This is a genomic window from Intrasporangium sp. (genome assembly GCF_036566125.1).
In the GTDB taxonomy this organism is placed as follows: domain Bacteria; phylum Actinomycetota; class Actinomycetes; order Actinomycetales; family Dermatophilaceae; genus Intrasporangium.
Genome location: NZ_DATCWX010000160.1, coordinates 1 through 12,220, shown reverse-complemented (window position 1 = coordinate 12,220; position 12,220 = coordinate 1). Strand labels below are relative to the sequence as shown.

14 protein-coding genes are annotated in these 12,220 nt (G+C 69.0%); 9 read left to right on the top strand and 5 right to left on the bottom strand.

Annotated elements, in window-relative coordinates; all coding sequences use genetic code 11:
* The 6 genes from VIR15_RS09530 to VIR15_RS09505 all read left to right on the top strand — a co-directional run.
* Window positions 1-688, top strand: a 688-nt coding sequence (locus VIR15_RS09530; RefSeq protein ID WP_331927239.1) for an ABC transporter permease, incomplete at its 5' end; no start/stop codon positions are given.
* Window positions 685-1,512 carry an ATP-binding cassette domain-containing protein gene (locus VIR15_RS09525; protein WP_331927238.1) on the top strand — a complete coding sequence of 276 codons (828 nt, stop codon included), beginning with the start codon at window positions 685-687 and terminating at the stop codon, window positions 1,510-1,512. The genes VIR15_RS09530 and VIR15_RS09525, both read left to right, overlap by 4 nt.
* Window positions 1,513-1,558: 46 nt before the next feature.
* Window positions 1,559-2,446 carry a sugar phosphate isomerase/epimerase family protein gene (locus tag VIR15_RS09520; RefSeq protein WP_331927237.1) on the top strand — a complete coding sequence of 296 codons (888 nt, stop codon included), beginning with the start codon at window positions 1,559-1,561 and terminating at the stop codon, window positions 2,444-2,446.
* Window positions 2,443-3,120 (top strand): nucleoside/nucleotide kinase family protein, encoded by a 678-nt coding sequence (locus VIR15_RS09515; RefSeq protein WP_331927236.1) that lies wholly within the window; start codon window positions 2,443-2,445, stop codon window positions 3,118-3,120. Before VIR15_RS09520 ends, VIR15_RS09515 begins: the two co-directional genes overlap by 4 nt.
* Window positions 3,121-3,361: 241 nt before the next feature.
* Entirely contained in the window at window positions 3,362-3,877 is a 516-nt protein-coding gene (locus VIR15_RS09510) for a nitroreductase family protein (RefSeq protein WP_331927235.1), read from the top strand.
* A 324-nt stretch (window positions 3,878-4,201) separates the two neighbouring features.
* Window positions 4,202-4,639 (top strand): ribonuclease H family protein, encoded by a 438-nt coding sequence (locus VIR15_RS09505; RefSeq protein WP_331927234.1) that lies wholly within the window; start codon window positions 4,202-4,204, stop codon window positions 4,637-4,639.
* A 16-nt stretch (window positions 4,640-4,655) separates the two neighbouring features.
* Here the strand turns inward: VIR15_RS09505 and VIR15_RS09500 are convergent, their stop codons facing one another.
* Both VIR15_RS09500 and VIR15_RS09495 read right to left on the bottom strand, forming a co-directional pair.
* Window positions 4,656-5,111 carry a DUF6069 family protein gene (locus tag VIR15_RS09500; RefSeq protein ID WP_331927233.1) on the bottom strand — a complete coding sequence of 152 codons (456 nt, stop codon included), beginning with the start codon at window positions 5,109-5,111 and terminating at the stop codon, window positions 4,656-4,658.
* Between the two features lie 4 nt (window positions 5,112-5,115).
* On the bottom strand, window positions 5,116-6,105 hold the full coding sequence (locus VIR15_RS09495; RefSeq protein WP_331927232.1) for an RNA polymerase subunit sigma-70: 990 nt from the start codon (window positions 6,103-6,105) through the stop codon (window positions 5,116-5,118).
* Window positions 6,106-6,256: 151 nt separating this feature from the next.
* Here VIR15_RS09495 and VIR15_RS09490 point away from each other — a divergent pair, with 151 nt between their 5' ends.
* From VIR15_RS09490 to VIR15_RS09480, 3 genes are read left to right on the top strand one after another with little or no spacing between them, the layout of a single operon-like run.
* Entirely contained in the window at window positions 6,257-8,923 is a 2,667-nt protein-coding gene (locus tag VIR15_RS09490) for an adenylate/guanylate cyclase domain-containing protein (protein WP_331927231.1), read from the top strand.
* The gene (locus VIR15_RS09485) at window positions 8,920-9,117 is read left to right on the top strand and encodes a hypothetical protein (protein ID WP_331927230.1); all 198 of its coding nucleotides are present in this window, start codon (window positions 8,920-8,922) and stop codon (window positions 9,115-9,117) included. Before VIR15_RS09490 ends, VIR15_RS09485 begins: the two co-directional genes overlap by 4 nt.
* 54 nt (window positions 9,118-9,171) lie before the next feature.
* Window positions 9,172-9,549, top strand: a complete 378-nt coding sequence (locus VIR15_RS09480) for a nuclear transport factor 2 family protein (protein WP_331927229.1) — start codon at window positions 9,172-9,174, stop codon at window positions 9,547-9,549.
* A 26-nt stretch (window positions 9,550-9,575) separates the two neighbouring features.
* Here the strand turns inward: VIR15_RS09480 and VIR15_RS09475 are convergent, their stop codons facing one another.
* From VIR15_RS09475 to VIR15_RS09465, 3 genes are all read right to left on the bottom strand, one after another.
* Window positions 9,576-10,139 (bottom strand): gluconokinase, encoded by a 564-nt coding sequence (locus tag VIR15_RS09475; protein WP_331927228.1) that lies wholly within the window; start codon window positions 10,137-10,139, stop codon window positions 9,576-9,578.
* A gap of 52 nt (window positions 10,140-10,191) precedes the next feature.
* Window positions 10,192-11,418, bottom strand: coding sequence for a threonine ammonia-lyase (gene ilvA / locus VIR15_RS09470; protein WP_414654949.1), 1,227 nt, complete (start codon window positions 11,416-11,418; stop codon window positions 10,192-10,194).
* A gap of 111 nt (window positions 11,419-11,529) precedes the next feature.
* Window positions 11,530-12,220: 4-alpha-glucanotransferase (locus tag VIR15_RS09465; RefSeq protein WP_331927226.1), on the bottom strand; the 691-nt coding region annotated here is incomplete at its 5' end.

Sequence of the window (12,220 nt, the reverse complement as noted above, 5' to 3'; positions counted from 1 at the left end):
CGTGTTCACCGCCGGGATCGGCCTGCCACTGGCCATCCTCATCGCCATCCTGGCCGGTGCCGCGGTCGGTGTGACCAACGGCCTGTTGGTGGCGCGCGGCAAGATCACCGACTTCATCGTCACCTTGGGAACGCTGTCGGCGGCGTCCGGCCTGGCGCTGATCATCGCCGACGGCAAGCCCAAGACGATCATCAGCGCTCCGTTGCTGAAGCTGTCCACGGGCACCGTGTGGATCTTCGGCTACAGCTTTTTGATCGCCATCGTTTTGGCCGCCATCGCCCACGTCGTGCTCTTCCACACCCGGTTCGGCACGTACGTCCTGGCCACCGGCGGCAACCCGGACGCGGCCAACGCGGTGGGAGTGAGTACGAAGCGGATCAAGACGCTTGTCTACGTCATCTCGGGCGTCCTGGCCGGAGTCGCCTCGATCCTGCTCGTGGCACGAGTCGGCGCCGCCGAACCCGCCGCCAACACCGCGTTCTTGCTCAACTCCGTCGCCTCCGTCGTTCTGGGCGGGGTGAGCCTGTTCGGTGGGCGAGCCACCATCATTGGCCCGGTCATCGGTGCGCTCCTGCTGACCGCTCTGGTCAACGGCCTCACTCTGCTCGGCGTGTCCCAGTTCTACCAACCACTGTCCGTCGGCATCGTCGTCATCTTGGCGGCCCTCCTCACGAGGTTCCAGAAATGAGCCAGACCACCCAACCCCGCCCATCGACGCCCACGACCCCACTGGTTCACGACGTCCCCAGCGACGCACTGCTCACCGTCGAAGGGGTCAGCCTGTCCTTCGGACAGGTCCGGGCGCTCAAGGACGTGTCCATGCACGCCCGCCGAGGAGAGGTCACGGCCGTCATCGGCGACAACGGGGCGGGCAAGTCCACGCTTATCCGATGTGTCAGCGGCATACACCGACCGGACGCCGGCACGATCACCTTCGATGGTGCGGAGGCGGACTTCCGCAATCCCGAGCTGGCGCGAGAGGCCGGCATCGAGACCGTCCACCAGAATCTCGCCCTCGTCGAGGATCTCACCGTCTGGCAGAACCTGTTCCTCAACCGGGAGCGTCTCCGGAAGGTCGGCCCCGTCGGGTTCCTGGACCGCAAGCGAATGCGGCGCGAGGCCGAGCAGATGGTCTCCAGCCTCGCCGTCAACGTTCCGGCGGTGGGGTCACGCGTCCGTCGCCTCAGCGGCGGGCAGCGCCAGGCGGTGTCGATCTGCAGGGCCGCCGGGTTCACGTCCAAGCTCATCATCATGGACGAGCCGACGGCCGCGCTCGGCGTGCAGGAGACGGGGCGCGTCGAGGAGCTCATCATGCGGCTCCGCAGCGAGGGTCACGCGATCATCCTCATCAGCCACAACTTCGCGCAGGTCCTCAAGCTGAGCGACGCCATCTGGGTGATGCGGGCCGGACGTTGCGTTGCCGGACGACGCACTGCCCAGACCGACGGCGACGAGATCGTCGCCCTGATTACCGGCGCCCGCGCCGGAGACATCCCCGAGCTCACTGACTAGTCAGGATTGCCCCCGACCCACTCGCCCCGCTCCCGAAGGCATGCCCATGAACACCTCAGACTTCGACATCCCCAACCCCCTCGGCATCCATGCGCTGGTCTGGATCGGCGATACCTCCGCCGCCAGCGTCGAGACCGCCATCACCCAGACCGCCGCCGCAGGCTACGACATCCTCGAGTTCTCCCTCCACGACTCAGTCAATCTCGATATCGCCGGCACCAAGGCCCTGCTTCGAGAGCACGGACTGGCAACGGCATGCTCGCGAGGGCTGGCGCGTGACGCCGACGTGTCCAGCGAGGACCCGGCTGTCGTCGCCCGCGGCCAGCAACTGCTGCAGGAGTCGCTGCGGGTCACGGCGGGCATCGGCGGCACCGTGCTCACCGGTGCGCTCTACAGCGCGTTCGGGAAGGCCCCCGGGCCGCTGACCAAAACCGGCCGCGACAACGTCATCGGCGTCCTTCGCGAGCTCGCGACGGAGGCACACCCACTCGGGGTCACGCTCGGCCTCGAGGTCTGCAACCGCTACGAGACCAACGTCGTCAACACTGCCCGAGACGCTCTTGCGCTTGCCGACGACATCGGCGCGGACAACGTGATGATCCACGTGGACACGTATCACATGAACATCGAAGAGGCCGATCTCGTCTCGCCCGTCCTCGAGCTCGGCGACCGGCTCGGCTACGTCCACATCGGTGAGAACCACAGGGGATACCTCGGTTCCGGACACCTCGACTTTCCGGCATTTTTCGACGCACTGGCAAGAATCGACTACCGCGGACCGGTGACCTTCGAGTCATTCTCCTCGGCCGTCCTGGCACCCGGACTCTCGAACGACCTCGCCATCTGGCGCAACCTCTGGTCCGACGGCAGCGACCTAGCGACCAAGGCACACCAGTTCATCGCTCAAGGCCTCACCGCAGCCCGCCAGCCATGACGCCCAGCCCCCCGGCACCAAGCCTGTCGTCCCTCGCCGAACTTGCCACGGATCTGGTCATCGAAGGGCGCCGCGCCATTCTGGGAGTGGCCGGCGCCCCAGGCGCCGGGAAGACCACGTTCGTGGAGGCACTCATCGAACAGGTGGCACGGACTCACGGACGGGATTGGGTCGCGCACCTCCCCATGGACGGTTTCCACCTCGCCGACGCCCAGTTGCAACGAATCGGCGCACTGTCCCGCAAAGGAGCCCCCGACACCTTCGACGGATATGGGTACGCCCACCTGCTGGAGCGAGTCCACTGCCATCCGGACGAAGACATCTATGCGCCCGGCTTCGAACGAACCCTCGAGCAGCCACTGGCGGCATCCCTCCTCATCTCACCGTCTGCCCAGCTCGTGATCACGGAAGGCAACTACCTCCTCTTGGATCATGAGCCCTGGACCCGAGCTCGGGCCCAGCTGGACCAGGTCTGGTACGTCACCGCTAACCACGAAGTGCGAGTCAGCCGTCTCATCGCTCGGCACATGCGATTCGGCAAGAAGCCCGACGACGCCACCGCGTGGGTCCACAGCTCGGACGAGAGCAACGCCAGGCTCGTCCTGGAGACGGCAGACCTCGCCGACCGCGTCGTCGTGAACTCAACAAGCGGCTGGCTCACTCCAGAGTCCTGACCCCGCGATCGAGCTGTCGGCCGCCCGCAGTCGCCTGCCCGCCCCGCGCGGCTCCTCGCGCGCCTCGACCGCTGGTTCGGGGAGGCCGTGCACGAAGGGGCACGCCCAGAGCGGCAGCGCACGCGTTCTCGATGGTCATCCTCGCCGTCCCCGAGGGACCTCTCCGCTACTTCGACTCCCTGGCGGACTCCGGCGCGGCAGATGGTCGCGACAAACGGCGCTGGAGGAGCAGGATGACATCGTGGAGACTTGGGACGCCTTGCGGGCGCGACGAAACGTTCGGCAGTTCACTGAGCAGCCAGTCCCTGACGAGGCGCTCGACCGAATTCTCGAGGCGGGACGACGTGCCCCGTCGGCGAGCAACTGGCAGCCGTGGGACTTCGTGCTCGTCACGGACGGGGCGCAGCTCGTCGAGCTGGCGAAGGTCTGGCAGGGCGCCAAGCATGTCGCCGGGGCGGCGGCCGCGATCGCGATCGTCGCGCCGGAGCCGAAGGACGATCGGCAGTCGGCTCTGATCCAGTACGACCTTGGCCAGGCCACGTATGCGATGACCGTCGCTGCGGCCGACCTGGGCGTCGGCACGGGCCATGCTGCGGCTTCCGACCAGAACCAAGCCCGGGCCGTTCTGGGCTTCCCGGAGGGACGATTCCTGGCCTACTTGCTCTCCGTCGGTTATCCGGCGGACAAGCCGCTGGCCGTCATCGAGCGCCTGAACCGACGCCCCTTCGACGAGGTCGTGCACCGCGGGCGGTGGTGACAGGAGGCACGTTCACAAGGTGTCTACCCTCGCGACTACTCTCGGAGCCGGAGCTCGGATGGCGGACGACCGCGCCATCCATGGACCTGGGGTCGACGATCCACGAGGAGAGCGGTGCTGGCCAAGTATTCGGGACGCTGTGCGCGTTGTCATGCGCCGATTCGACCGGGGGAGAAGATCGTCAGCGCCGGCAAGGACTCCTCCGCCTGGGCTCACGCTGACTGCGGCCCGGAACTGCTGCTACCCGGATTGACCGCCAAGCCGGCGCCAGCCCGGGCGAGCCGCAGCACGGCCGCGAGAAAGCCTCGGACACTGAGGGCGCCGATGACCGTGCCCGATGGTGCAACCTTCGTCTACACCGACGGCGCGTGCTCGGGAAACCCTGGGCCGGGAGGGTGGGCATGGGCGATCGATCGTGAGCGCTACGCATCCGGCTCAGAGCGGCCCAGCACCAACCAGCGCATGGAGATCCGCGCGGCACTCGAGGCCGTCACCGCGCTCAGAGGACCTCTGGTCGTGGTGAGCGACTCGACGTATGTCGTGAACTGCTTCCGCGACAAGTGGTGGGTTGGATGGGTGGATCGGGGCTGGACCACGTCACAGAAGAAGCCGGTCGCCAACCGTGACCTGTGGGAGCCCCTCGTGCAGGCTGCCACCGAGCGTGGCGATGTTGCCTTCCAGTGGGTGAAGGGACACTCCGGCCACGAGATGAACGACCTCGTCGATCAGCTTGCCGTGGCTGCCAGCCGCGCCGTCGATTGAGAGCGGCACGTCGATCTCAATGGGTCCAGGTGCGAAGGCTGCGCGCCAGGGTGGGGATCATCACCGTCGCTGCGACGAGGTGTAGCCCGAGCAGGGCGGTGGTGGTGGCGGTGTCTGCCCCGGAGATGACAGGCGGGACCAATGAGATCCCGGTCAGCGTCACTGTCGTCCACACGAATCGTTCGGCGGGGCGAGCGCTCCAACGGACAAGAGCGGCGGCAATGACGACGCCCACGACCGAGAAGACGCCGGTCACCACGGCGAACCCGGGCAACGGGATCGTCTCGCCACCATCGGGAATCTCGAAGTCGACGCCAACGGCCTGGGCAAGCGCCGCCGCGAGAGTGGTCGCCGCCATCGCGGCGAGCGTGGCGATGAAGCCACTACGCGCGACTCCGCGGAGTCGGTGGGTGGGGCTGGTCTGGCTTGATGTCGTGCTTGCCTCGACCCCATTGACATTCATGCTGTCCATGTCGTCACTCCGCCGACAGGAGCTCGGGCAGCCCGAGCCGCGGGAACTGGTCGTCGTGGAACGTGACGATCTCGGTGATCGCCCCGCCGGTGACGCGCAGGACGTCGATCGTCAGCGGCAGGTACGCGCCCTCCCGCTTCCGCCAGAGGTAGAAGGCGACGGCGGGCTGCCGGTTCACGGAGGTGAGGACGGCGCGCAGACCCTTCATCCCCTCGAAGCCGCTCTCGACCCAGTCGTTCACCACCGTGTCGCGGCCGACGTACAGGCCCGGCGTGGGCGGCATCGAGCAGCGGACGTCGTCCCGCAGCAGCGCGGCGAGCCCGTCGATGTCCTTGGCCACGCTGGCGTCGGTATAGCGGCGCACCAGCTCGCGCGTCCCGGTGTCCTCCTCGCCGCCGGTCCAGTCCTGCCGCTCGGCGGGCAGGTGCTCCCGCATGCCGGCGCGGGCCCGCTGCAGCGCGCTGTTCACGGAGTTGACGGAGTCCCCGAGGAGCTCCGCGACGTCCTTCGCCGGCCAGCCGAGCACATCCCGGAGGATCAGCACGGCCCGCGGGCGCGGCGCGAGGTGCTGGACCGCGACCAGGTACGCCAGCTCGATCGTCTCCCGCGCGACGGCGACGGTCTCCGGCTCGTCCGCGTCGCCCGCGGGCAGCTCGTCGAGCAGCCGGTCCGGGTAGGGCTGCAGCCACAGCACCTCGCCGCCGGTCGCGGGCTCCGGGCGGCGCTTGGCGAGCAGGTCCAGGCAGGCATTGGTGGCGATCCGGTACAGCCAGGCCCGGAACGTCGACCGCCCCTCGAAGGTCTCCCGCCGCCGCCAGGCACGCAGGAAGGTCTCCTGCACGGCGTCCTCTGCATCCTCGAACGACCCGAGCATCCGGTAGCAGTGCACGTGCAGCTCCCGGCGGTGCCGCTGCGCCAGCCCCGAGAACGTCGGCTCGTCAACCTCGCCCAGCCCGCTCATGCCCAGTTCCTCCAGGCTCGTGTCTGCACTCATCACGTCATCCTTCCGTGTCGTCGGGTCCTCGTAGGTGTGACGCGTGGTGGCCCGACAACTCATCACTTGGGTCGGTCAGCACGGGACGGCCTCCTACACGTGATGGCCGGTTTGCCTGACGGCGAGCGCCGAGGAGAAGACACTGTCGGTTATGAGTCCCCTTCCCCGTGGGACCCTCACGTTGTTCTTCAGCGACATCGAGGGCTCGACCTCCCTTCTCACCGGGCTGGGGCCACGCTGGGCTGAGGCCCTTTCGGCACACCGGGCCATCCTGCGGGAAGCGTTCGGCAAGCACGATGGTCAGGAGGTCGGAACCGAGGGCGACAGCTTCTTCGTCGTCTTCACGACCGCGACTGAGGCTGTCGCCGCGGCCGTCGACGCGGAGCGCGGGCTCGCGGACCACGACTGGCCGGAGGGACGCACGCTACGGGTGCGGATCGGGCTGCACACTGGTGAGCCGGAGGTGCACGAGGACGACTACATCGGGATCGACATCCACCGAGCGGCCCGGATCATGGCAACCGCCCATGGAGGTCAGATCGTCATCTCGCAGGCAACCCAGGCTCTCGTCGCCGAGACTCTGCCGGCCGAGCTGGTCCTGGACCTGGGCTGGCACCGGCTCAAGGACCTGGCCGAGCCGGAGCACCTGTACGAGATCGTCCCGCCCGGGCTCGCCCAGGCCCACCCGCCGCTTCGCACCCTGGGGATGGCTGCGAACCTGCCCATGTATCCCACGGCGCTCCTGGGACGGGATGCGGAGCTGCAGGCCATCACGACTGCGATCCAGGTCGAGGGGGCACGCCTGATCACGCTGACCGGCCCCGGGGGGACCGGCAAGACCCGCCTCGCCGTGGCCGCGGCGACGGCGTTGCAGGCCCGGGCTCCGGGCGACGTCTTCTTCGTGCCACTCCAGAGCGCCGACCGCGCTGCCGTCATGTGGGCCAGCATCGGGGAGGCGGTGGGAGCGCCGATGGGCGCCGCCGAGGAGACCCCGGCGCAGCGCACGCTCGCCTTCCTCCGTGACCGTGGCGCGCTCCTTGTCCTCGACAACCTCGAGCAGATCTCCGGCGCGGCCGACGTGGTCGCCACCCTGCTCCAGGCGGCCCCACGGGTCACCGTCCTCGTCACCTCCCGCCGTCCGCTGCACCTCGTCGGGGAGAGGCAGTACCCGATGTCGCCGCTCGCCGTGCCGCGTCCCAAGGCAGGGCCGCTGGCTCTCGAGGACGTCGAGCAGAGCCCATCGGTGCGGCTCTTCGTCGAGCGGGCTCGCATGGTCAGGCCGAGCTTCGCCCTGACGCCGGACAACGTGGACGACGTCGTCGAGCTGTGTCGGCGACTCGACGGACTCCCGCTCGCGATCGAGCTCGCGGCCGCCCGCAGTCGCCTGCTCGGCCCGCGCGGCCTCCTCGCGCGCCTCGACCGGTGGTTCGGGGAGGCCGTGCTCGAAGGAGACCGCCCGGAGCGGCAGCGCACCCTGACCGCGACGATCTCGTGGAGCTACGACATGTTGAGCGAGGAGGACCGCCGGGTGCTCCGGCAGCTCAGTGTCTTCTCGAGCCGCGTCGGCCTCGACGCCGTGGAAGCCGTCCTCTCAGTCGAGGGGCGCGACCCGCTCGACGTCGTCGCCGAGCTCGTCGACGCGAGCCTGCTCGAGATCCGCGACGGGCCCGACGGCGAGCCGGTGGTGTACCTGCTGGAGACGATCGGGCACTTCGCCCTCGAGCGGCTCAAGAAGCAGGGCGAAGTCGACGCGACGCGAGAAAGGCACGCCGAGTGGTGCATCCGCATCGCTCGCGAGTTCAGCGCCGCGCTCGACGCCGGTCCGCGCCAGCTCGGCGCGCTCGACCGCTTCGAGGCCGTTATCGAGGACCTTCGAGCAGCCCTCGACTGGACGCTCTCGCCAACAGCACCCCGTGAACGGTTCGAGCTCGGACTGGAGCTCCTGCAGCCCATGGACACGTACTGGTACCGCTTCGGTTACGTGCTGGAGGGCCGGGGCTGGTCCGACCGTGCGATGGCCCTGCTCGACAAGGGACACCACGGCGACTCACCACAGATCGTCGATGCCCTCCACGGTCACGGCGTCCTCGCCTTGCAGCAGAACGACCTCGCAGCTGGCACCGAGGTGCTCGAACGTGCACTCGCCATGGCGCACCGGCTCGGTGACGACTCCCGCGAGGCCCGAGAGTCCAACAGCCTCGGCATCGGCCGACGCGAGCAGGGTGACGTCGAGGCCGCGCGTGAGCTCATTGAGCGCAGCATCGAGCTCGCACGACGCATCGGGGACGACCAGCGTGAGGCCACCGGGCTGAGCAACATCGTGTCCATCCACATGGACCGTGGCGACTATGCCGCCGCGACACAGGCGGCGCTCCGTGCCGTCGAGGCAGACGAGGCGCGTCAGGACCCGTGGGGCGTGGCCATCAACCAGACCAACCTGGCCACCGCGCTGCTCCATTCCGAGGGCCCGCAGCCGGCGCTGCGGAAGCTGCTGGACACGGCGCGCACAACCATCGCGCTCGGTGACGTAGAGCTGTCCATCTGCGTCGTGGAGAACTTCGCATCCGTGTGGGCGGCGCTGGGTGACGCGGAACGCGCGGCCGAGCTGATGGGGGCCGCCGACCGTCACCGTGAGGCCGCGGGCATTCCCAGAACGGCCCCCGACAAGGCGATTCTCGACCGTTTCGTCTCGCCGGCGCGATCCGAGGTCGACAATGACGAGTGGGATCGCGCCTATGCGGCTGGGCGGAACCTGACTATCGAAGCGGCCGTGGCCGAGGGCTCGATCGCCCCTGACGGAGAGGAAGCATTGCCATGACTGATCGCACTGAGCAGCTGGAGAGCTGGTGGAGCGGGCTGAGCGCGGATCAACGCGCCAGGGCCCTTCGGGGCCGGGCTTCCGACACGCTCGACGAGGACCTGCTCACGTCCCTCGAGGACACGGGTCTCGTCCGTCCCGAGAACCAGCAGGACAAGCACGAGGTCCTCACCTTCCTCAAGACAAGGCATTGACGGCCCTCAGCCGGGCGATTGCCGGGCACGTCGCGGTGTGGAAGGTTCGGTGGCGTGGACGCCGCCCCTGCTCTCCTGACCCGGATCGCTCACGTCATCGACTCCCATGACTGGGACGCGTTGACACCCCTGCTGCACGACGACTTCGTGTGCCGCCTCGTGCACACCGGTGAGACGTTCGACCGGTCCTCGTGGGTTCGCCTCAACGCGGAGTATCCGGGGTTCGACCGTCTGGAGCTCAAGGACCTGGTCGGCGCCGGCGATCGAGCCGTGAGCCGCGCGCACGTCACGGGGTACGTGGACGACGAGCTGCGCCACTACGAGGTCGCGACCTTCCTCACGACACGGGACGGGCTTGCCATCGAGATGACCGAGGTGTGGGCCGACGTGGGCCAGTCGCCGCCTCCAGGGACGCGCCCCGCGGGTGTCTGAGCGGGCGGCGCGCTCGCCTGCGCGAGCTACGACGTCGTGGGGCCGCTCGGGGACTCCTCCTGAACGAGACCCAGGGCGCGCAGGGCGCGGACCAGGACGTCATCCTGTGATCCGTCGTTGGAGACGACGACACCGGGCTCGTCCTCCCCCAGCCCCTCCAGGGTGGCGAGCTGGCTGGCCAGCAGCGACGCCGGCATGTAGTGCCCCTCGCGGCTGTCCATCCGCTCCTCGATGACCTCCGCGTCGGCGTCGACGTGGCAGAACCGCACCTGCGGCCGCCCTTCTCGCAGCAGGTCCCGGTAGGCCCGCCGTAGGGCGGAGCACGCGACGACCGCCGACTGTCCGTGGGACACCCGCTCGGAGATCCAGTCACCGATGAGGCGCAGCCAAGGCCAGCGGTCCTCGTCGGTCAGCGGCTGGCCACTGGCCATCTTCTCGACGTTGGCCTTCGGATGGAACTCGTCGCCCTCGGCGAACTCCCAGCCCATCGTCGTCGCGATGCCCTTTGCCACGGTCGACTTGCCGCTCCCCGACACGCCCATGACGACGATGACGTCGGGCGTGCCCGACTGCGCTGTGAGGTCCGCCATGTCCTGCACCATATGCCGTGCCACGACCCGTGAGCGCGAGGGACGACGAGGATCACTCGACGAAGCTCAGGCGATATCCCTTGTCCCGCAGAGCAGCAGTGACCGCGTCGGCGTGCTCCTGGCCCTTCGTCTCCAGGGTCACACCGATCTCGACCTCCTGGACGCTGAGCGCCCGCACCGTCCGCGAGTGGGCAACGTCGACGACGTTGGCATCGAGCGCCGCGCAGTCGCCGAGCAGGCCCGCCAACGATCCGGGCCGGTCGGGGACCCGGACCCTCAGCTCGAGGTACCGACCGGCCGCAGCCATGCCATGGCGGATGATCCGGAGCAGCAGAATCGGGTCGATGTTGCCCCCGGACAGCACCGCCACGACCGGTCCCTCGATCTCCGGATCGGCCACGCCGTCGAGCAGCCAGGCCACGGCGGCAGCGCCGGCCGGTTCGACGACGAGCTTGGCCCGCTCGAGCAGGTAGAGCAGGGCCCGGGCGAGGGCGTCCTCCGAGACCGTCTCGACGGAGTCGACGTACCGCTGGATCAGGCCAAACGGAACATCCCCCGGCCGGCCCACGGCGATGCCGTCCGCCATCGTCGCCATCCGTGACACCGGCACCGGGTGGCCAGCCGCGAGCGAAGCCGGGTAGGCCGCGGCATCCTCCGCCTGGATTCCGATGATCCGCACGTCCGGCTTGGCTGCCCGCAGCACCGTGCTGATGCCCGCCAGCAGACCACCGCCGCCCACGCTCACGACGACGGTCTTCACGTCGGGGCACTGCTCGAGGATCTCGAGGCCGCAGGTGCCCTGCCCGGCCACGATGTCGGGGTGGTCGAACGGGTGGATCAGCACGGCACCCGTCTCCTCGGCGAAGCGCTCGGCCGCGACGAGGCCCTCGTCGATCGTCGTGCCGAGCAGCTCGACGTCCGCGCCATACCCCTGCGTCGCCAGCAGTTTGGGCATGGCCGCCCCGACGGGCATGTAGACCTTCGCCCGGATGCCGAGCATCGAGGCGGCGAGGGCCACTCCCTGCGCGTGGTTGCCGGCCGAGGCCGCAACGACTCCCGCGCGCTTCTCCTCATCGGACAGCCGCGCCATTCGTGTGTAGGCCCCCCGGATCTTGAACGAGCCTGCGCGCTGGAGGTTCTCGCACTTGAGCTGCACCGTGGTGCCCACCCGCTCGCTGAGGCCGCGGCTGAACTCGAGCGGGGTGGGCCGCACGACGCCATGCAGGAGATCCTCCGCCGCACGGACGTCGTCGATCGTCACACTGGGGAAGGAGGTCACGGACGTCACCGTACGCCCAACCGCAGCTTGGGCGCCCGAGTTGGCTCAGCGGCATACGGCATCATCCGTATGCCGCTGAGCCGAGTCGCGGACGCACGCCGGCACCCGCTCCTACCGCACACGGCCGGCCGCCTCGGTGAGCGAGCGCAACCGCGCTGCGTGTGCGGGAGTGAGAGCACCCCCGTCCATCCGCCAGCCCCAGCCGCCCTCGACGCCGGGCGTGTTCATGCGAGCCTCGGAACCGAGCGCGAGAACGTCCTGCGCCTGCATCATGGCCAGCTGGGATGGCATCGCGAGGGCGAGCCCGATGACAGCCCACGACGGCTCTCGGTCGACATCGATGTCCACCCCGGCCTCGCGACAGGCTGCCCGCACCATGTCCCGGGCGTCCCACGGGAGCTGTGCCCACCAGCCGACCACGGTGTCGTTGTCGTGGGTCCCGGTGTAGACGACCTGGTCGTCCCGCAGACGGCTCGGGTGGTGGATGTTGTGCGGGTCGTGTGGGGTGAAGCCGAACTGGAGCACCGCCATACCGGGGAAGCCGAGGTCACGGCGCAGCTCGATCACGGCGGCGTCGATGTCGCCGAGGTCCTCAGCCAGCACGGGCAGCTCGCCGAGTTCCGCCTGAACCGCGTCGAAGAGATGGCGGCCGGGCCCCGGCTCCCACCGGCCGGTCATCGCGGTCTCGGCGTCGGCGGGGATGGCCCAGTACGCGGCGAACCCGCGGAAGTGGTCGAGGCGCACGTAGTCGAACAGCTCGAACGTCCGGCGCAGTCGCTCTATCCACCAGCGGAATCCGTCG

What these genes read in the sequence shown, in the direction of transcription:
- VIR15_RS09525 (WP_331927238.1), top strand. Translation starts at nt 685, where the DNA reads ATGAGCCAGACCACCCAACCCCGCCCATCGACGCCCACGACCCCACTG.
- VIR15_RS09520 (WP_331927237.1), top strand. Translation starts at nt 1,559, where the DNA reads ATGAACACCTCAGACTTCGACATCCCCAACCCCCTCGGCATCCATGCG.
- VIR15_RS09515 (WP_331927236.1), top strand. Translation starts at nt 2,443, where the DNA reads ATGACGCCCAGCCCCCCGGCACCAAGCCTGTCGTCCCTCGCCGAACTT.
- VIR15_RS09505 (WP_331927234.1), top strand. Translation starts at nt 4,202, where the DNA reads ATGACCGTGCCCGATGGTGCAACCTTCGTCTACACCGACGGCGCGTGC.
- VIR15_RS09500 (WP_331927233.1), bottom strand. Translation starts at nt 5,111, where the DNA reads ATGGACAGCATGAATGTCAATGGGGTCGAGGCAAGCACGACATCAAGC.
- VIR15_RS09495 (WP_331927232.1), bottom strand. Translation starts at nt 6,105, where the DNA reads ATGAGTGCAGACACGAGCCTGGAGGAACTGGGCATGAGCGGGCTGGGC.
- VIR15_RS09490 (WP_331927231.1), top strand. Translation starts at nt 6,257, where the DNA reads ATGAGTCCCCTTCCCCGTGGGACCCTCACGTTGTTCTTCAGCGACATC.
- VIR15_RS09485 (WP_331927230.1), top strand. Translation starts at nt 8,920, where the DNA reads ATGACTGATCGCACTGAGCAGCTGGAGAGCTGGTGGAGCGGGCTGAGC.
- VIR15_RS09475 (WP_331927228.1), bottom strand. Translation starts at nt 10,139, where the DNA reads ATGGCGGACCTCACAGCGCAGTCGGGCACGCCCGACGTCATCGTCGTC.